The 17,859-nt window shown below is 64.8% G+C and carries 19 protein-coding genes; 4 read left to right on the top strand and 15 right to left on the bottom strand.

Annotation, left to right across the window (positions count from 1 at the left end):
• The first annotated feature begins 50 nt into the window (after positions 1-50).
• Positions 51-215, top strand: coding sequence for a hypothetical protein (locus EJ070_RS36185; RefSeq protein ID WP_189350409.1), 165 nt, complete (start codon positions 51-53; stop codon positions 213-215).
• Here EJ070_RS36185 and EJ070_RS06205 read toward each other — a convergent pair.
• A complete protein-coding gene (locus tag EJ070_RS06205) occupies positions 212-2,119 on the bottom strand; it encodes a propionyl-CoA synthetase (protein WP_126090541.1) in 1,908 nt (635 codons plus the stop codon). The genes EJ070_RS36185 and EJ070_RS06205 overlap by 4 nt on opposite strands.
• A 411-nt stretch (positions 2,120-2,530) precedes the next feature.
• Between EJ070_RS06205 and EJ070_RS06200 the strand changes: the two genes are divergently transcribed.
• The 3 genes from EJ070_RS06200 to EJ070_RS06190 are packed head-to-tail and all read left to right on the top strand — an operon-like array spanning position 2,531 to position 4,238.
• A complete protein-coding gene (locus tag EJ070_RS06200) occupies positions 2,531-2,818 on the top strand; it encodes a PqqD family protein (RefSeq protein ID WP_189350407.1) in 288 nt (95 codons plus the stop codon).
• A complete protein-coding gene (locus EJ070_RS06195) occupies positions 2,818-3,252 on the top strand; it encodes a lasso peptide biosynthesis B2 protein (protein ID WP_126090540.1) in 435 nt (144 codons plus the stop codon). Before EJ070_RS06200 ends, EJ070_RS06195 begins: the two co-directional genes overlap by 1 nt.
• Positions 3,253-3,257: 5 nt before the next feature.
• Positions 3,258-4,238 carry a serine kinase gene (locus tag EJ070_RS06190; protein ID WP_126090539.1) on the top strand — a complete coding sequence of 327 codons (981 nt, stop codon included), beginning with the start codon at positions 3,258-3,260 and terminating at the stop codon, positions 4,236-4,238.
• 301 nt (positions 4,239-4,539) lie between these two features.
• Here the strand turns inward: EJ070_RS06190 and EJ070_RS06180 are convergent, their stop codons facing one another.
• The 14 genes from EJ070_RS06180 to EJ070_RS06115 all read right to left on the bottom strand — a co-directional run bounded on the left by EJ070_RS06180 (position 4,540) and on the right by EJ070_RS06115 (position 17,640).
• A complete protein-coding gene (locus EJ070_RS06180) occupies positions 4,540-5,565 on the bottom strand; it encodes a nucleotidyltransferase family protein (protein ID WP_126090538.1) in 1,026 nt (341 codons plus the stop codon).
• 67 nt (positions 5,566-5,632) lie between these two features.
• Complete coding sequence (gene dhaK / locus EJ070_RS06175; RefSeq protein WP_126090537.1) at positions 5,633-6,619, bottom strand: dihydroxyacetone kinase subunit DhaK; 987 nt, start codon at positions 6,617-6,619, stop codon at positions 5,633-5,635.
• A gap of 83 nt (positions 6,620-6,702) precedes the next feature.
• On the bottom strand, positions 6,703-7,134 hold the full coding sequence (locus EJ070_RS06170; protein ID WP_126090536.1) for a hypothetical protein: 432 nt from the start codon (positions 7,132-7,134) through the stop codon (positions 6,703-6,705).
• Between the two features lie 7 nt (positions 7,135-7,141).
• Positions 7,142-8,716 (bottom strand): phosphoenolpyruvate--protein phosphotransferase, encoded by a 1,575-nt coding sequence (gene ptsP, locus EJ070_RS06165; protein ID WP_126090535.1) that lies wholly within the window; start codon positions 8,714-8,716, stop codon positions 7,142-7,144.
• A gap of 41 nt (positions 8,717-8,757) precedes the next feature.
• Positions 8,758-9,060: an HPr family phosphocarrier protein gene (locus EJ070_RS06160; RefSeq protein ID WP_126090534.1), complete on the bottom strand. Its 303-nt coding sequence runs from the start codon at positions 9,058-9,060 to the stop codon at positions 8,758-8,760.
• A 19-nt stretch (positions 9,061-9,079) separates the two neighbouring features.
• Positions 9,080-9,469, bottom strand: a complete 390-nt coding sequence (gene dhaM, locus EJ070_RS06155; protein WP_124999764.1) for a dihydroxyacetone kinase phosphoryl donor subunit DhaM — start codon at positions 9,467-9,469, stop codon at positions 9,080-9,082.
• The gene (dhaL, locus tag EJ070_RS06150; protein ID WP_126090533.1) at positions 9,466-10,068 is read right to left on the bottom strand and encodes a dihydroxyacetone kinase subunit DhaL; all 603 of its coding nucleotides are present in this window, start codon (positions 10,066-10,068) and stop codon (positions 9,466-9,468) included. The genes dhaM and dhaL overlap by 4 nt, the downstream gene beginning before the upstream one ends.
• A gap of 10 nt (positions 10,069-10,078) precedes the next feature.
• A complete protein-coding gene (locus EJ070_RS06145) occupies positions 10,079-11,719 on the bottom strand; it encodes a dihydroxyacetone kinase subunit DhaK (protein ID WP_126090532.1) in 1,641 nt (546 codons plus the stop codon).
• A 52-nt stretch (positions 11,720-11,771) separates the two neighbouring features.
• Entirely contained in the window at positions 11,772-12,785 is a 1,014-nt protein-coding gene (locus EJ070_RS06140) for an ABC transporter ATP-binding protein (protein WP_126090531.1), read from the bottom strand.
• Complete coding sequence (locus EJ070_RS06135) at positions 12,778-13,884, bottom strand: ABC transporter ATP-binding protein (RefSeq protein WP_126090530.1); 1,107 nt, start codon at positions 13,882-13,884, stop codon at positions 12,778-12,780. The genes EJ070_RS06140 and EJ070_RS06135 overlap by 8 nt, the downstream gene beginning before the upstream one ends.
• A 2-nt stretch (positions 13,885-13,886) precedes the next feature.
• Positions 13,887-14,090 carry a hypothetical protein gene (locus EJ070_RS06130; protein WP_126090529.1) on the bottom strand — a complete coding sequence of 68 codons (204 nt, stop codon included), beginning with the start codon at positions 14,088-14,090 and terminating at the stop codon, positions 13,887-13,889.
• Between the two features lie 217 nt (positions 14,091-14,307).
• Positions 14,308-15,258 carry a carbohydrate ABC transporter permease gene (locus tag EJ070_RS06125; RefSeq protein WP_126090528.1) on the bottom strand — a complete coding sequence of 317 codons (951 nt, stop codon included), beginning with the start codon at positions 15,256-15,258 and terminating at the stop codon, positions 14,308-14,310.
• Positions 15,255-16,223, bottom strand: coding sequence for a sugar ABC transporter permease (locus EJ070_RS06120; protein ID WP_189350405.1), 969 nt, complete (start codon positions 16,221-16,223; stop codon positions 15,255-15,257). Before EJ070_RS06120 ends, EJ070_RS06125 begins: the two co-directional genes overlap by 4 nt.
• Positions 16,224-16,308: 85 nt before the next feature.
• Positions 16,309-17,640 (bottom strand): ABC transporter substrate-binding protein, encoded by a 1,332-nt coding sequence (locus EJ070_RS06115; protein WP_126090526.1) that lies wholly within the window; start codon positions 17,638-17,640, stop codon positions 16,309-16,311.
• Positions 17,641-17,859: the final 219 nt, after the last annotated feature.

The raw sequence follows: 17,859 nt of genomic DNA, 5'->3' as shown, positions 1-17,859 counted from the left end.
GGGGCTGTTGCTGCATTGCACAACAGGCGATTGCGCTGCGGGACGAATTCGTGACAGCGCTGCTCGCGGGCGCCGGCGAACCGGCCTGGATCGGTTCACCGTTTCGCCGAAACGGCAAACCGCTCAACCTCTTTGTTTTGACGCAATTCCGGACGGAAGGCTACGGCGAAGTCGCCGAGCCCAACCGTTTCACACTTTTCCTGGAATTGCTCTAGATCCCGATGCCGCGTCCGTTGAGCGCCGCCGTGATCTCATCGAGGATTGCAGGATCGTCGATGGTCGCCGGCATGGCCCATTCCTCCTTGTCGGCGATCTTCTGCATCGTGCCGCGCAAGATCTTGCCGGAGCGCGTCTTCGGCAGCCGTTTGATCGTCACGACGGTCTTCAAGGCGGCGACCGGACCGATCCGGTCACGCACCAGGCCTACCACCTCGCTTTCGATGGCGCCGGTGTCGCGCGACACCCCGGCATTGAGCACGACGAAGCCGAGCGGCACCTGACCTTTCATCGCATCGGCGATGCCGATGACGGCGCATTCTGCGACATCCGGATGCGCGGCCAGCACCTCCTCCATCGCGCCGGTCGAAAGCCGGTGGCCGGCGACGTTGATGATGTCGTCGGTGCGGGCCATGACATAGAGATAACCGTCTTCGTCCACCATGCCGGCGTCGGCAGTCTTGTAGAAACCGGGGAACTCCTCGAGATAGGCCTGACGGAAGCGGGCGTCGGCATTCCAGAGCGTCGGCAGGCAGCCTGCCGGCAGCGGCAGCTTGACCACGACGTTGCCGAGCGTGCCGCGCGCCACCTCATGGCCGGCGTCGTCGAGGATGCGGACGTCGTAGCCGGGCATCGGCACGCCGGGCGAGCCGTACTTCACCGGCAGAAGCCCGAGCCCGGCCGGGTTGATCGTCATCGGCGAGCCGGTCTCGGTCTGCCACCAATGGTCGACGACCGGACGGTCGAGCTTCTGCTCCGCCCATTTGATGGTTTCCGGATCGGCGCGTTCGCCGGCGAGGAACAGGGTGCGGAATTTCGACAGGTCGTATTTCGACACGAACTCGCCCCTGGGATCCTGTCCCTTGATGGCGCGAAAAGCTGTCGGCGCCGTGAACAGCGCCACCACGCCATGCTCCGAGATCACCCGCCAGTAGGTGCCGGCGTCCGGCGTGCCGATCGGCTTGCCTTCGAACAGCACGCTGGTGCAGCCATGCAGCAGCGGTCCGTAGACGATGTAGGAATGGCCGACCACCCAGCCGACGTCGGAAGCGGCCCAGAACACTTCGCCGGGCTTGACGCCGAACTCGGCGTCCATCGTCCATTTCAGCGCGACCATGTGGCCGCCATTGTCGCGCACGATGCCCTTCGGCTGTCCGGTCGTGCCGGAGGTGTAGATGATGTAGAGCGGGTCGGTGGCTAAAACCGGCACGCAGTCGACATTGGCGCCGGCCGCGCGCTCGCGGGCGACCGCATCGGCATAGTCGATGTCGTAATTGTCCTTCATCTCGCAGCGCAACTGCTCGCGCTGCAGGATCAGGCAGGCGTCGGGCTTGTGCTTAGACATCTCGATCGCCTTGTCGAGCAGGGGCTTGTAGGCGACCACGCGTCCAGGCTCTAGGCCGCAGGATGCCGAGATGATCAGCTTCGGCTTGGCGTCGTCGATGCGGGTGGCGAGCTCGTGTGAGGCGAAGCCGCCGAAGACCACCGAATGCACGGCGCCGATGCGGGAACAGGCGAGCATGGCGAAGGCGGCCTCCGCCACCATCGGCATGTAGATGATGACGCGGTCGCCTTTGCCGACGCCGCGGTTCTTGAGCACGGAGGCCAGCGCAACCACTTCGCGCTTCAATTCGGCATAGGTGAATTTCCGCACCGTGCCGGTGATCGGGCTGTCATGGATCAGCGCCAACTGGTCGGCGCGCCCGCCCGCCACGTGGCGGTCGATGGCGTTGAAGCAGGTGTTGCAGGTGGCGCCGACGAACCAGCGGCCATAGACGCCTGATGCGGGATCGAAGACGTTTTCGGCCGGTGAATACCAGTCGATCGCCTTGGCCGCCTCGGCCCAGAACCCTACGGGGTCGCGTTTCCAGCCCGCATAGACTTCGTGGTAGCGTGAGGCCATCGACTTTTCCTCCCCAGGAAACATTGCGTCGTCTGGCAATAGCCTAATCGGCTTTTGCCGGCCATGTCTTCTTGCATTTTCGTCGATTGTCGCCGGCAAATTTCTGCGGACGGCGCTTCCGGTTGAGCGCCGTTCCGGCGTCCCGACTTGAAGTCGGCTTACAGCGGCAGTGTCGCGAGCATCAGCCCCACGCCGCCGGCGATCAAAATAGCGGCCGCCAACGCTTTCCGATGGCGCTCGAAAGCCGTCGGAGCCCGATCCCAATTGTAACGCATACTGTTCACTCCCCGAAAACCCCGGGCGGTTTCTAGCTTACCTTGGGGCAAGAAGGCAACACCGGGCCTGACATCAGGCAATGGACAGCGCCACGGTGCCGCGCTAATTGCTCTCGGGGCAAAAGGGAGCGGGCGCATGATTGAAATCGCCTCTGAAACAGTTCTGCGGATGGCGGAGGACGCCTCCGTGCAGCATGTCGGCGACGGCGCCGTCGTGCTTCTGGCGCGCAGCGGCCAGCTCTACACCTGCAACGGCACGACCGAGGCCTTCCTCGACAAGGTCGACGGCGCCCGCAACCTCGATCAGATCGTCGACCTCTTGTCGGACGAATTCGAGATCGACAAGGCGACGCTCGACGAGGACATGGCGGCGCTCGCCGCCGAACTGGTGGCGGAAGGCATCCTCGCCGACCCGGGCGCGTGATGGCCGACGGACCGTTCCTGCGCGCGCTGTTCCGCACCCATTTGTGGCTCAGCGCCCGGCTGATGCCGGTGCTGATTGGCCAGCGCGACTTCGAGAGCGTGCTGAAATGGGCGCCGCTCGACGCGCCCGCGCCCTACCGGGGCTTGCCTTCGGCCTACATCGTCACCCGCGTCAATCGCACGGTCAGGCACCCCTGGCTGATGCGCGACCGCAGGTGCCTGCGGGAAGGGTTGCTCGGTTTCCGCTTCCTGCGCATGGCCGGTTTCGATCCTGAGCTGCGCTTCGGCGTCGATTCGAAATCGATGCATGCGCCGCGCCTGTCGGCGCATTGCTGGGTGTGCCTCGACGGTAAGCCGGTGGTCAGCGACAGCCTGCCCGGCATGGTTGAGATCTATCGTCACCATGCCGACGCTGCCGGGGCGCGCGCTGCTTGAGTAGCATGGCAACCACCTTCTGCTATGACCTCAACGGCCAGATCATCAGCATATCCGCGTCGCGCGCCGAGCTCTGGCCAAGCTTCGACCTGATGCTCGGCACCTTGCGCGTCAGCGACCCCGTCGAACCCGGCTTTCGCATCAATATCGTCGAAACGTCGGCACTGCCGGAAAACCCTCAAGGGAAGCTCGCTTTCGAAGGCGAGGTGCCGCTGGACGGCCATTGCCGGCTGATCGACGGTGGCGACATCGTTCACCTGATCTTCCCTGCTCTTCAGATGGCCTCGGTCCATGCCGACGAAGGCTGGGCTGAAATCCGTGTGCATCCCGACAGCAAGGTCAAATGGACATTGCTGATGATGGTGCTGGATGCCGCGCTCGATGCGGGCGGACAGCACATGCTCCACACCGCCGGCCTCACCCTGCCGGACCGCGACGGCCTGGTTCTCATCCATGCCCCGAGCGGCACCGGCAAGTCGACGACATCGCTGGCGCTGGCATCGCAAGGCTTCGGCCTTTGCTCGGACGATGTCATGATATTGCGGGCGGCATCGGATGGCATCACGGCCTGGGGCATGCCGCGCAAAGTGAAGGTCCATCGCAACACCGCGGCTATGCTGCCGTTCGTTGCTCCCTGTCTAGGCGACAGATGGGACGCCGAAGGCGAGCAGGCGGTCCCGCTGGAGCGTCTTGCCGAAATCATCCGCATCGAGGACACGACCGCGAGACCGGTCTCGGCGCTCCTTCATCTTGCGCGTTCGGCCAATGCCGAAACCCGGCTCATGCCCATGGCCAGGACCGATGCGATGGTGGCTTTGGCCACCGACAATGTCAGGACCGGCATGACCGGTCTGTTGGCGATGCAGAAACGGCGCATGGCGATGATCGCGGCGCTGGTCAAGGCGGTCCCGACCTTTACCTTGGAGGTCGGCGCGAGCCCGGCGGATGCAGCGGCGCTGATCCGCGCCGCGTTGGGCCGGGCTTAGTTCCGCATGCTTGGCGATTAGCGGAAACGCCCGTCATTGCGGTGACTTCAGAGCGCTGTGCAGAAAATCCGAAACGCTGGCGGGACAGTACCCCCTCTGTCCTACCGGACATCTCCCCCGCAAGGGGGGAGATCGGACGTCACTGCCGCTTTCGTCAATCTCCTACGTTGGAGGAAGAGCGTCGCCGACGAAGCTGCCAATCTCCCCCCTTGCGGGGGAGATGTCCGGCAGGACAGAGGGGGGTGTGAAGGAACGCGGCGCGACAGTACCTTTCTTGATCACCGAAAATCATAGCAGCCGCTCAGGCCGGATAGGGCCTCGGCCGGGCCAACCTTTGGATCCAGCGGAAGGCGTCGCGGCTGAGGCGCGAGCGCATCTTTTCCCGTGAATTCACGCGAAGAAGCATGTTTCCGGTGATGAGCCATTTGGCGAGCCGTATCGAAAGATCGGGCTTGATGCGATTGGCGAGCGCGATGGCGCGTGGCTCGTCGAACAAGCGCCCGGTCACGTTGAGCACCGTCGCCAGCTCGAGCTCGATGCCTGTCATGCGCGCGGCCTCGAGCAGCCGCGCTTCCGCCTCCGGCGACTGCAGCGCGCGCACGCCCTGCAGCACATCTACGCAAAGCTGCAGCCGGTGGAATTTGTGGCCGCCGGCCGCGTGAACGATGGCAATGGCGAGCAGTGACGCCGGCGTGTCGGCCTCGCCGCCATCGATCGCCTGCAACTCGCGGAAGCCGAGCGACAGCCGCCGGCGCATGCCGGTGTCGTGCACCAGGTTGCCGTGCAGCTCGATCAGCAGACTGGAGTTTTCCTTCTCCAGCCATTTGAACTCCTGCAGCTCATGCGATTGCGCCTCGCCGCTGGCAAGCTCGAAACCGCATTCGGCGATCGTCGTGTTGGCCGCGTCGATACCGGCGGGATCGACCAGGATGTCGATGTCGGTGTACGGCCGGTCGGCGGCGTGGCGGTAGAGTTTTCGCGCGAAGACCGGTCCCTTGACGATGCGGGCCGCAACGCCTTTCGCCGCCAGCGCCTTCATGATGCGATCGCCGTGATATTGCAGCAGCATCGACTGTCCGGTCGCGATCGTCGCCTGGTCGCGCAACTCGGCGAGCTTCTGCTGCAAGGCGGCATCGTCCGGCAGGTCGGCGTCGCCGCGTTCCCTGAGCTTGCGCAGCATGATCGGCAGCACGCCGTGGAATTCCGCGTTGGCAAGCAACGCCTTCAAGCTGCTTGCCGCAAGATTGCGTCCGCGGTCAGCCGGCGCTTCGGGGTCGGCGAACTCGAGCAGCAGTTTTTCTTCGGCAGGCGAGAGCGGAGGCAGCATCAACCGGGCAACGTCGCGAATGGCATGCAAATTCGGCCAGTATGGTCGCAGAAAAGCCCGCGCGAAGCTACATCCCCCAGCGCAGCGCGGCCGTATGCACCGGCGCGTCCCACAGCGCCGCCATCTCGTCGTCGAGCATGGCCAGCGTGATCGAGCAGCCGGCCATGTCGAGCGAGGTGACATAGGAGCCGACCAGCGAGCGGGCCACCGTCACGCCGCTCTTCTCGAAGATTTTGCGGGCGCTGTTGTACATCAGGTAAAGCTCCATCGACGGCGTGGCGCCGAAACCGTTGATGAAAAGCAGCGCCGGCCCTCCGGCGCGTTCGCCGAGGTCGCCGGTGATTGCCGTGCAGATCTCCTCGGCGATGGCGTCGGCGCTCTTCAGCGCATCGCGTCGCCGGCCGGGCTCGCCATGGATGCCGACGCCGAACTCCATCTCGCTGTCGCCGATCTCTAATGTCGGCTTGCCCGCCGCCGGCACGGTGCAACTGGTCAGCGCCACGCCCATCGAGCGTATCGCGCCGTTGACGCGGTCGCCCAGTGCCTTGAGCTCGGGCAGCGCCATGCCTTGTTCGGCCGCGGCGCCGACGATCTTCTCCACCACCAGCGTGCCGGCAACGCCGCGCCGGCCGGTCGTGTAGGACGAGTTCTCGACCGCGACGTCGTCATTGGTCACCACCTGCAGCACGCCGTCCGACATCTCGGCGGCCATGTCGAAATTCATCACGTCGCCTTCGTAGTTCTTGACGATGAACAGGCAGCCGGCGCCGGTGTCGACCGCCTGCATCGCTGCCAGGATCTGGTCCGGCGTCGGCGAGGTGAACACCTGGCCGGGGCAGGCGGCGTCCAGCATGCCGTGGCCGACCAACCCGCCATGCAGCGGCTCGTGGCCGGAGCCGCCGCCCGAGATCAGCGCCACCTTGCCCGGCTTGAGCTCTCTGCGGCGGACGAATTTATGTTCGTCGCCGAGCGCGAGGATGTCCGAATGGGCGGCGACGAAACCGTCGAGGCTTTCGGTGAGGATCGTATCCACCGTGTTGATGAACTTCTTCATGGCCGTCCTCCCGAACAGTCCTGGATTTGATATATGCAATTCCGAACGGAAAACCGCTGCATATTTTTCCCGGAATTGCTTCGTCAGCCGCTGCCCTTGCCGGCGATGCTGGTGATCTTCTGGATGAATTCGTTGATCGCCCGGTCGAGCGCGGCGTTCTGCCTGTCGTCGCCGAAATCCGGCACGATCAGCGAGACGTGGCGCGTCTTGCGCGGACCCGAAGTCGCCGACATCTTGCCCGGATGCGCCTGGTGATAGGCGGCCAAGAACTGGTCGCGCTCGGCCGGACTGAAATGGCAGACGGAAAAGATAGAAGGCAGATGCTTTGACGGGATCGGTATCGAATAGGCCGGACTGGAGATCTGCGTGACGAAGCTGCGATGCTTGCCGAGCGCGTCGGCAAGGCGCTGGCGCATGCCCGATGGCCGCTGGTCGATAACCTGCGACAGGATCGTCTTGTAGGCGCGGATAGCGTCTTCCGAGCCGGCTTCCTGTATCTTGGCTGCCTTGGCCATGCCGCGCTTATACCGAAACGTCCGCGATGGCCGCCTTGGCCATGGCAAGTTGGGCAGGCGCGACCGAAAGGTCGCGCAGGCCGGCCTCGAGCAACAGCGGGATGGCGGCGGGGTCGCCGCCGGCGTCGCCGCAAAGGCTGACCGGAATCCCTTTCTCCCGCCCGAAGGCCGCGACCGAAGCGATCAGCCGCAGCACTGCCGGGTGGCGGACCGAATTGAGATGCGCGACCGATGCATTGTCGCGTGCCGCCGCCATCACATATTGCGTCAGGTCGTTGGAGCCGATCGAGAAGAAGGCGACGTTGGCGAATGCCTCCGGCGCGATGGCGACAGACGGCACCTCGACCATGATGCCGAGCGGCGGCATTTCGTGCGCAATGCCGCGCGCGGCGAGCGCCGCCTGCTCCTCGGCAAACAGCGCTGCGGCTTGGGCATACTCCTCGGCGGTGGCGACCATCGGAAACATGACCTTCAGATTGCCGTGTACGGCGGCGCGCAGCAATGCCCGGATTTGCATCCGGAAAATGTCGAGCCTGGCCAGTGACAACCTGATGCCGCGCAGGCCGAGGAACGGGTTGGTCTCCGCGATGGTGAAGCCGGGAACCGGCTTGTCGCCGCCGGCATCGACGGTGCGGATGGTCACCGGTTTTTCTCCGGCCCATTCCAGCACCTTGCGATAGGCATGGTACTGCGTCTCCTCGTCCGGCAGCGCCCCGCCGAACAGGAACTCCGTCCGCATCAGCCCGACGCCGTCACAGGTCTCGATATCGATGCCGTCGACATCGGAAGGATAGGCGATGTTGACCTGAACGCGCACGGCCGTGCCGGCTTCCGTCATGGCCGGCTGGGAGAGAAAAGCCTGCGCCTTGCCCTGGCGCGCCGCGAAGGAGGACGACGACCGCCTAAAGGCTTCGAATTCCGCCGGCGACGGCGCGAACACAAGGCCGCCATGCTCGGCGTCGAGAAGCGCGACTCCCGTGGGCTCATCCGCGAAAGCGCCAAGCCCCACCACCATCGGCACGCCGCGCGAGCGCGCCAGCATGGCGACATGGCTGGCCGTGCTGCCGGCCTTGAGCGCGATGCCGCCGCCTCTGCTCCAGTCTGTTTCGAGGAAGCGCGTCGGCGCGATGTCCGTGCCGTAGAGGATGGCGCCGGCAGGTGCTGCGGCCTCACCGTCCTCGCTCAAGGCGTGCAGCACCTGGTCGCGGATGTCGCGAAGGTCGGCGGCCCGCGCCCGGAAATAGTCCTGGTCGGAAGCCTCGTAGCCTGCGATTTCGGCATCCAGCGCCTGCCGCCAGGCAACGTCGGCCGGTTCGCCTGAACCGATCGATGCTAAGGCCGGAACGCTCAGCGCATCGTCCTGGAGCATGGCGATGTGGAATTCGAGGATGCCGGCGGCGTCGCCATCGGCGGTTTCGATCAGCGCGGTCAACCGGCTCACCGCCTTTTCGATCGCAGCCTGCAGCGCTGCTTTCTCCTCCGCCGCGTTTGCCTTGCCTCTGTAGGCAACCGGCGGCCGGTCGAGATCGAACAGCGGCCCTTCGGCATAGCCGGCTGAGGCGGGAACGCCTTCAATCCGCATGGTCCGCAGTCCTTGCGGATGTCGGACACGTTTTGCCCGTCTCAAGCGGACCGGGCATGGTCCCTGTCCTCGTCGAAGTCGCGCTGCACCAGGTCGACCAGTGCGCCGACCACTTGCTCGGCGCCGTCACCTCGCGCCCTTATGTGCAGCAGGGTTCCCTTGGGCGCCTTGGCCGCCATTACCTTGACGATGCTCTTGGCGTCGAACCAGGGGCCGTTGGCGGCCACCGCCACTTCCACCTCGGCCGCGAACGACTTGGCGAGCTTGGTGAACTTCACCGAAGGGCGCGCGTGCAGGCCCACCTCGTGGGTGATCAGGACAGTGGCTTCGGCGGATGCGGACATTCAGTCGGTTCCCGTTCCTTCATGACGGCGACAATTCATGCGCCGTCGCCACCACTTCCTTGAGCGAGGCGCCGCCGGAAGCTTCCGTCGCGGCCATCACGGCGCCCTCGACGATCGGCGCGTTGCAGACGACGATCTTGTGGGAGCGCGGCTCGCCGATCATCTCGACCGCCATCTCTGAGTTGGTCTCGGCGCCGCCGAGATCGACCAGGATGGCGACGCCCGCTTCCGACCAGGCCTTGTCGATCGCGCCCATGATCGCCTCGACGCTTGTGCCGAGCCCGCCATGGCCGTTTCCGCCGCACCATGCAAGCGGCACTTCGTCGCCCACCATCTGGCGCACCATGTCGGCCGTGCCTTCGGCGACCAGCGGCGAATGCGATACGATGACGATACCGACATTGCTCATCGGCGATCCTCGACGGTTTCAGCGACTGCGCGCACCAGAAGCGCGGTCGAGCGCGCCCCGGCATCCATATGCCCTATCGAGCGCTCTCCCAGGAAGGAGGCGCGTCCGCGCAGGGCCTTCATCGGCACGGTGGCGTCAGCCGCCCGATCGGCGGTATCGGCGATTTCCGTGGCAGTTTTGCCTTGCGCCAGCGCCTCATACACCGGCTGCAGCACGTCGAGCATGGTTTTTTGTCCGGGCTGCGATTTGCCGCGCGCGGCAACCGCTTCGACCGCCTTGCCGAATGCCGCCGTCAGCGCGGCGCGGTCGGGTACCGCGGGCAGTTCCTTGCCGAGCGCCATGAACAGCGTGCCGAACAGCGGGCCCGAGGCGCCGCCGACGGTCATCACCAGCTTGGTGCCGACCGCCTTCAGCGCATCCGGCAGCGGTTTCGCAGCGATTGCCTCCGCCTCGGCGCGCACGGCCTCGAAGCCGCGCCTCATATTGAGCCCATGGTCACCGTCGCCGATCGCCTGATCGAGCGCTGTCAACTCGTCGGCATGCGCCGCAACCGTATCCGTCGCCGCCGCGATCAGTCTGGAGAAATCGGAAGCGGCCATTCTCTGTCCTTCATGCCGGGGCGAACATGGCCGCCACGGCCGCGAACACTTCGGCGACTGCAAAGGCGCCCGGGTCCGCGATGTCAAGCTGCCGGCCGATATAGGCGGAGCGGCCGGCCTTCGCCCTCCGCATCGCGGCGGTCGCCTCCGCGCCGTGCCGCGCGGCCGACGCGGCCGCTTCCAACCCGCTTGCGTCGAGCGCTTTCAGCGCCGGCTCCAGCGCATCGACCATGGTGCGGTCGCCGACCTTCGCGCCGCCGTAGAAAGTCATCCGGTCGAGGCCTGCGAGCAACGCCTTGCCGAGCGGTGCTCCGCCCTTGAGCGACTGCGCCGCCGCGGTGAAGAAGATCGACAAGAGCACGCCGCTCGAACCGCCCATCGAGGTGCCCAATATATCGCCGATTGTGGCGAGAGTTGCGCCCCGGTCGGCGAGCGGAAGCGTGTCGGCGCGGTCGAGCACGCTGCGCGCGCCGGTTGCTACCGTCGACCCTGTGTCGCCGTCGCCCGCCTTGGCGTCGAGGCTGTTCAGGGGTTCTTCGAGCGAGATCAGCTTCTCGCAGATCGCGGTGATCAGCCGCTCGACGCCGGGATCGCGGCTGGCCGTCATGGCGGCATCGCGGCCGGCAGACTTGGCGACCGCCAAGACGACCGGTTGGCGAACCGGCTTTGCCGGCAACCAGGCATGCGGGCCGACGGGCGCCAGCAGCGCCGCCTCGCGGTCCGCGTCCAGCCTGATCAGTGACAGCGAAAAGCCGTTCATGTTGAGCGCGGTCATCAGGTGCCCAGGCCCGATCGTCAGCGCCACCGCCTTTGCCAGCGACGAAGACAGCACGGCATTCGCGATCAGCGACATTTCGAGCGGCGGCACCGATCCGAGATTGTTGATCAGCAGGGCGTAACGGCTGTGCGGATCGAGCCGCGCCGCGAGGCGTTCCGCCATGATGGCGACCAGCTTGCTGGCAGCCTCCAGGGCGATGCGCTCGACGCCAGGCTCGCCGTGGATGCCGAGGCCGAGCTCGCCGTCGTCGTCGCCGAAGCGGTCTTCATGCGCCTGTCCGGGGATCGAGCAGGAGGAGAGCGAGATGCCCAGCGAAACAATGTCTTTCGCCGCCGCGCGCGCCGCGGCAGCAACCGACGCCAGGTCATGACCGGTTTCGGCGAGATGCCCGGCGATCTTATGCACGAACAGCGTGCCGGCGACGCCGCGCGGCTGCGCGATATCGGGCAGCGCGATGTCGTCGGCGACGATCACCATCTCGACCGCAAAACCTTCGGCGCGCGCCTTCTCGGCGGCGAGGCCGAAATTGAGGCGGTCGCCGGTGTAGTTCTTGACGATCAGCAGGCAACCGGCCGGTCCGGTCGTGGCGCGGATCGCCGCCAGCACGGCCTCGACGCTGGGCGAAGCGAAGATCTCGCCCGAGACGGCGGCCGTCAGCATGCCGGCGCCGACGAAGCCCGCATGCGAGGGCTCGTGCCCTGCGCCGCCGCCGGAAACGACGGCGACCTTCGTCTTGTCCCAGTCGGCGCGCAGCACGACCTTGATCTCCGGGTAGCCGTCGAGGCGCGCCAGCGTGCCGGAGCCGGCGGTGGCGAGAAACCCGTCCAGCGCTTCGGTGACGATCGAGTCCTTGCGGTTGAAAAAGTGCTTCATGGATTCAGTCCAGTCCGTATCTGCGGGTCGTCAAAAGATGTGTGTTCGCCGGCTACATCAGCCTTTGCCCGTCCGAGCCGAAATAAAGCGGCGAGCGATAGCGGATCGTCACTCTGTCCCCCTTTTCGAGTGGCGTGTCGGGATCGGTCAGCGTCACCAGCTTCCTCGGCCCGACCGTCACATGCAGATGGTTCTGGTCGCCGAGATGCTCGACCCAGTCGACGACGCCATCGGCATGTCCATTCGCCGCCTTCTCGATCGACAGATGCTCGGTGCGTGCGCCGATGGTCGTCGTGCCGGTCGGCGCGCCGCCTTCCGGCAGCAGCCCGGCCGGCAACAGGTTGATCGCCGGCTGGCCGAGACGGGCCGCGACATGAAGGTTTGCCGGCTCCGAATAGATCGCGCGCGGCGTGCCGATCTGCACCAGCACGCCATCGGCCAGGATGCCGATACGGTCGGCCATGGTCATCGCCTCGATCTGGTCGTGCGTGACATAGAGCATGGTGGCGCCGAGCTCGGATTGGATGCGCTTCAGCTCGAGCCTGAGATCGGCGCGCAGCTTGGCATCGAGCGAGGACAGCGGCTCGTCCATCAGGTAGATCGCGGGCTTGCGCACCAGGGCGCGACCGATGGCGACGCGCTGCATCTCGCCGCCCGACAGTCTGGTCGAGCGATTCTGGAGCTTGTGGTCGATGCGCACCATTCGCGCTACTTCCTCGACGCGGCGGCGGATCGCCTCTTCGGGAAAGCGCCGCGCCGGCGAGCGCAGCGGGAAGGCGAGATTGTCGAAGACCGAAAGATGCGGGTAGAGCGAATATTGCTGGAAGACGAACGCGGTGTCGCGCTCGGCCGGCGACAGCGTCGTCGCGTCGTGCCCGCCAATGCGGATCGTGCCGCTGTCAGGCCGTTCCAGCCCTGCGATCAGCCTGAGCGTCGTCGTCTTGCCGGCGCCGGTCGGGCCGAGCAGCACGACGAATTCGCCGTCCTTGATCTGAAGGTCGAGATCGCTGACGGCGACTGTCTCGCCGAAGCTCTTGGTCGCCCGATGGACGTGGACGTCAGCCATGACGCGCCTCCGCTGCCTGATCATGCATGGCGGTCCTGACCGCGCGTCCAGTGCCTTTCTCGAACAGCGACAGCCGCGCGCTGCTCAACGCCAGCCCGACCTGCTCGCCGGGGGTGAGATGGATGCCGGCCGGCACCCGGGCCTTGATGACGCCGTCGGCCGTCTCCACCGCGACGATCTGCGTGGTGCCGAGATATTCGGTGCCATAGATCGCGCCGCGCAGCTTGGAGGAATCGTCGAAGCGTATGTGCTCGGGCCGGATGCCGAGCGCCATGTCGGCGGGCGCCACGTCCTCGCGCACCTCCGGCACCGCCACCTTGGCGCCCTGCACGACGATCTCCTTCGCGCCCCTGGCGAGCCCGCCGCCGAAGCGCAAGAAATTCATCGGCGGCGAGCCGATGAAGTCGGCGACGAACATCGTCGCGGGCCGGTCGTAGATTTCGCGTGGGCTTCCGAACTGTTCGATCACGCCGTGGTTCATCACCGCGATTTTGTCGGCCATCGACATCGCTTCCATCTGGTCGTGCGTGACATAGACCGTGGTCGCGTGAATGCGGTTGTGCAGCTCGCGCAGCTCATGGACCATCAAATCGCGGAATTCGGTATCGAGCGTGCCGAGCGGCTCGTCCATGAGAAAACATTTCGGACGCCGCACGATGGCGCGGCCAAGCGCGACGCGCTGGCGGTCGCCGCCGGCGAGGCCGGAGACGGACTTGTCGAGCAAGTGGTCGATGCGCAGGAGCTTCGCCGTTTCCTCGACGCGGGCGCGGATCTCGGCCGACGCCATGCCTTGCGCCAAGAGCGGAAAGCCGATGTTCTTGCGCACATTCATATGTGGATAAAGCGCGAAGAGTTGGAAGACGAAGGCGATGTCGCGCTCGCGGGCGCGGCGCATGGTGACATCCTCGCCGCCGAGCAGGATCTTGCCGCCGGTCGGCAGCTCGAGGCCGGCGATCATCCTCAGCGTCGTCGTCTTGCCGCAGCCCGACGGCCCGAGCATGACGAAGAATTCGCCGTCCTCGACGACGAAGTTGGAATCCTGCACGGCGACGAACTCGCCGAAGGCTTTTCTCAGGTTCTGAACGCGGATCTCGGCCATGGTTATTCCGGGAACTTCGAGACGATGATGAACATGGCCGTGCCGGCGAGCATGGTGACGAAGGAGTAGCTGTAGAGCGACAGCGCGAAGGACTGGAACAGCATCAGGAAGCCGATGGCGATGATCGCGGTGGCGATGTTTTCCATCAGGCCGCGCCTTGCCCAGCGGGGCCAAGATGAGCGCTTGGAGACGACAGTGCGGCTCATGCGTTCCTCCCGTCCTTCTCCCCGTTTAGGGGGAGAGATGGTTGCCAGGTGGTTCCCCCACTCCGTCGCTGCTTCGCAGCGCCACCTCTCCCCCCTCCGGAGGGAGAGGAAGGGAGCCAGGCTGAATGAAGTTCGCGCCCTTCCTCTCCCCCGTCGATCGGGGGAGAGGTGTCGAGCGAAGCTCGACGGAGTGGGGGTCGACTTTGTCCCACATCTATCATTTGCGCACCGCGCCGAAGGTGATGCCGCGCAAGAGTTGCTTGCGGAGCAGGATGGTGAAGACCAGGATCGGCACCAGGAAGATCGTCGTGCCGGCGGCCACCGCCGGCCAGTCCTGGCCGCCTTCGCCTATGATGGTCGGGATGAAGGGCGGCGCGGTCTGCGCTGTGCCGGAGGTCAGAAGCGCGGCGAACGCATATTCGTTCCAGGCAAAGATCAGGCAGAAGATGGCGGTCGCGGCAATGCCGGTGGTCGCCTGCGGCAGCACGGTGCGCCAGAAGGCCTGCAGCCTTGTGTAGCCGTCGATCATCGCCGCTTCCTCGTATTCGCGCGGGATCTCGTCGATGAAGCCCTTGAGCAGCCAGACGGCTAAAGAGACGTTGACCGCGGTGTAGAGCAGGATCATGCCGAGCGCGGTGTCGGAAAGGCCGATCTCGCGGTACATCAGGTAGATCGGGATCGCCACCGCGATCGGCGGCATGAAGCGCGTCGACAGGATGAAGAACAAAAGGTCGTCGGCTAAAGGCACCTTGAAGCGCGAGAAGCCATAGGCCGACAGCGTGCCGAGGAACACCGCGCAGAAGGTCGAGCCGAAGGCGATGATCAGCGAGTTGACGAAGCGCGGCAGGAAGTTCGACGGCCCGGCGATGACCATGTTGCGCTTGCGCACCGTCTCGTCGCAGAAGCCGGTCGCCGGTCCGAGCGCGTTGATATATTCCGGCGTTTGTCTGGTGCGGGTGGTGAACAGGTTGCAATAGCCCTCGATGCTGGGCTGGAACACGATCTTCGGCGGGTAGGCGATCGAATCCGGCGGCGTCTTGAAGCTGGTGGCGAAGATCCACAACAGCGGCACGATCGAGATCAGCGCATAGCCGACGACGAGCGCGCCGGCGATCCGCTTCGCGTTAGACGACGGCGCTACGACGGAATGGGCGGTGGTCAGGCTCATCTCTGCTTCACCTTGTTGAGCGCCTTGACGTAGATGTTGGCGAGGCCAAACACGGCGACGAAGAGGATGATGGCGAAGGCCGAGGAATAGCCGGTGCGCCAGCTCTCGAAAGCCTGCCGCTTCAGCGTGATCGAGGCGACCTCGGTGGTCGAGCCCGGACCGCCGCCGGTCAGGAGGTTCACCATGTCGAACATCTTGAAGTTCTCGATGCCGCGGAACAGCACCGCAAGCATGATGAAGGGCAGCGCCATCGGCAGCGTGATCGACCAGAACTGCCGCCAGTTGGACGCGCGGTCGACCTCGGCCGCCTCATAGATATATTCGGGGATCGAGCGCAGGCCCGCGAGGCAGATCAGCATCACGTAGGGCGTCCACATCCAGGTATCGACGATGATGATCGCCCACGGCGCCAACTCGACATTGGACAGCATCTGCACATTCGTCGGCGGGATGCCTGTTAGGAACGAAACCGCATAGGCGAACAGCCCGATCTGCGGCTCGTAGAGGAAGCGCCAGAAATTTCCGACCACCGCCGGCGACAGCATCATCGGCACCAGGATGATCGTCGTCCAGAAGGCGTGGCCGCGGAATTTTCTGTCGATCAGCCAGGCCAGCGTAAAGCCGATCACCGTCTGCAGAAGGATGGTCCAGAACACGAAATGCGCCGTCGTCTGCATGGCGATCCAGATGTCCTGGTCGCCGAGGATGCGCCGGTAGTTGGCGAGCCCGAGATTCTTCACCGCCTCGTTGGGACGGTTGGCGCGGTAGTTGGTGAAGGAGAGATAGATCGCCCAGAACAGCGGGAAGATGTTGATGGCGAGCAACAAAAGGATCGTCGGCGAGATGAACAGCCAGGCGAGGCCCTTGTCGCTGATGCCCCGGATCCTCTTGGCCAACGGCTCGGGCGTGGCCCGGGCAACATTGTCCGCAGTCCGATTGAGCATGGTTAGTCCTGCTTCGGTCACGTCAAGTCTCGACAATGGAATTTATCTGAACTGCGTCCCGTGCCAAGGGCGGCACGGGACGCCTCGATCAAGCTCGGGAGGAGCCTTACATCTTGCCGTCGTCCTGGAAGACCTGCGTCCAGTCCTTGACGAGACCGTCCAGCGCGTCCTTGGCCGAGCCCTGGCCGGCGACGACATAGTCGTGGAAGCGCTTCTGCGAGGCCTGCAGCAGCGGCGCGTAGCTCGGCTCGGCCCAGAAGTCCTTCACGACGGCCATCGAGTCGAGGAAGGCCTGCGCATAGGGCTGGCTGGACGGGAACTTCGGGTCCTTGACGACGGAGTTCAGGCAGGAATAGCCGCCGAGCGACCACCACTTGGCCTGCACGTCCTTGTTGGCGAACCACTTGATGTATTTCAGGGCCGATTCCTGCTTGTCGGAGTATGAGACCACCGAAATGCCCTGGCCGCCGAGCTGGGCGAACTGGTCGCCGTCGGGACCTTTAGGGTTGACGAAGTAACCGATCTTGTCGCCGCCGACATTCTCGTCCTTCTGCAGGCCGGGCCAGGTGAAGGCGAAGTTCATATGCATCGCCACCTGTCCGGATTTGAAGGCGTCGACGCCTTCGCCCATGTAGGCATTGGAGGAACCAGGAGGCGTGCAGCAGTCGTAGAGCGCCTTGTAGAATTCCAGTCCCTTCACCGATTTCTCGGAGTTGACGAAGCCGTCCATCTCGTAGGGCTTCTTCGGGTTCTCATACTGGAAGCCGTAGCTGTAGAGCACGTCCATGGCGCCCATGGTGATGCCTTCGGAGCCGCGTTCGGTATAGATCGAGGCGCCGTAGACCGTCTTGCCGTCGATCTGCCGCTTCTGGAAGAATTCGGCGATCTGCTTCAACTGGTCGAAGGTCGTCGGCGGGGCGAGGTCCCAGCCATACTTTTCCTTGAACTCCTTCTGCAGCTCGGGCCGCGAGAACCAGTCCTTGCGGTAGGTCCAGCCGACCACGTCGCCCATGGCCGGCAGCGCCCAGTAGTTCGGCGTGTTCTTCGGCCATTCGGAATAGCCGACCACGGTCGCCGGCACGAAGTCGTCCATGCTGATCTTCTCCTTGTCGAAGAAGTCGTTCAGCTTGACGTAGTGGCCGTTCTCGGCGGCGCCGCCGATCCACTGGCTGTCGCCGATGATCAGGTCGCAGAGCTTGCCATGCGAGTTGAGCTCGTTGAGGAAGCGGTCGGCATAGTTGGTCCACGGCACGAATTCGAACTTCATGCCGATGCCGGTCTCCTTGGTAAAATCCTTGGACAGCTCCACGAGCGCGTTGGCCGGGTCCCAGGCGGCCCAGCAAAGCGTCAGGTCTTCCGCATGCGCGGCGTTCGAGACGGCTGTCGACGCGAGTGCCGCCGAGGTTAGTCCCAACGCCAGTTTCCAGGTCGATTTCATGCCTTACCTCCCATTTGCGAAACGCGTCCGGATGACGGTTTCAAAAGCCCTCAACCCTCGCTCCTCCGAGGGGCTAAACATGACGCGCAATGCGCTGCCGATGTTTAGTAATTTGTTTAGTGATGCTCTTTTTACTAAACAAGGCAAGCGAATTCGTTGCTGCGCCGCAGCATGATGAAAACGGTGCTTGAAATCGTTGGGAAATAACTGCCGGTCGCT

This window comes from Mesorhizobium sp. M1E.F.Ca.ET.045.02.1.1, assembly GCF_003952485.1.
In the GTDB taxonomy this organism is placed as follows: Bacteria; Pseudomonadota; Alphaproteobacteria; order Rhizobiales; family Rhizobiaceae; genus Mesorhizobium.
This window is presented reverse-complemented; position numbering and strand designations above follow the sequence as displayed.

Excerpts from the sequence above, each read along its gene's own strand:
- dhaK (WP_126090537.1), bottom strand. The coding sequence starts at position 6,619 with ATGAAGAAGTTCATCAACACGGTGGATACGATCCTCACCGAAAGCCTC.
- EJ070_RS06160 (WP_126090534.1), bottom strand. The coding sequence starts at position 9,060 with ATGTCCGCATCCGCCGAAGCCACTGTCCTGATCACCCACGAGGTGGGC.
- EJ070_RS06195 (WP_126090540.1), top strand. The coding sequence starts at position 2,818 with ATGGCCGACGGACCGTTCCTGCGCGCGCTGTTCCGCACCCATTTGTGG.
- EJ070_RS06170 (WP_126090536.1), bottom strand. The coding sequence starts at position 7,134 with ATGGCCAAGGCAGCCAAGATACAGGAAGCCGGCTCGGAAGACGCTATC.
- EJ070_RS06145 (WP_126090532.1), bottom strand. The coding sequence starts at position 11,719 with ATGAAGCACTTTTTCAACCGCAAGGACTCGATCGTCACCGAAGCGCTG.
- EJ070_RS06135 (WP_126090530.1), bottom strand. The coding sequence starts at position 13,884 with ATGGCCGAGATCCGCGTTCAGAACCTGAGAAAAGCCTTCGGCGAGTTC.
- EJ070_RS06205 (WP_126090541.1), bottom strand. The coding sequence starts at position 2,119 with ATGGCCTCACGCTACCACGAAGTCTATGCGGGCTGGAAACGCGACCCC.
- dhaM (WP_124999764.1), bottom strand. The coding sequence starts at position 9,469 with ATGAGCAATGTCGGTATCGTCATCGTATCGCATTCGCCGCTGGTCGCC.
- EJ070_RS06190 (WP_126090539.1), top strand. The coding sequence starts at position 3,258 with ATGGCAACCACCTTCTGCTATGACCTCAACGGCCAGATCATCAGCATA.
- EJ070_RS06140 (WP_126090531.1), bottom strand. The coding sequence starts at position 12,785 with ATGGCTGACGTCCACGTCCATCGGGCGACCAAGAGCTTCGGCGAGACA.
- ptsP (WP_126090535.1), bottom strand. The coding sequence starts at position 8,716 with ATGCGGATTGAAGGCGTTCCCGCCTCAGCCGGCTATGCCGAAGGGCCG.
- dhaL (WP_126090533.1), bottom strand. The coding sequence starts at position 10,068 with ATGGCCGCTTCCGATTTCTCCAGACTGATCGCGGCGGCGACGGATACG.
- EJ070_RS06130 (WP_126090529.1), bottom strand. The coding sequence starts at position 14,090 with ATGAGCCGCACTGTCGTCTCCAAGCGCTCATCTTGGCCCCGCTGGGCA.
- EJ070_RS06115 (WP_126090526.1), bottom strand. The coding sequence starts at position 17,640 with ATGAAATCGACCTGGAAACTGGCGTTGGGACTAACCTCGGCGGCACTC.
- EJ070_RS06200 (WP_189350407.1), top strand. The coding sequence starts at position 2,531 with ATGATTGAAATCGCCTCTGAAACAGTTCTGCGGATGGCGGAGGACGCC.
- EJ070_RS06125 (WP_126090528.1), bottom strand. The coding sequence starts at position 15,258 with ATGAGCCTGACCACCGCCCATTCCGTCGTAGCGCCGTCGTCTAACGCG.
- EJ070_RS06180 (WP_126090538.1), bottom strand. The coding sequence starts at position 5,565 with ATGCTGCCTCCGCTCTCGCCTGCCGAAGAAAAACTGCTGCTCGAGTTC.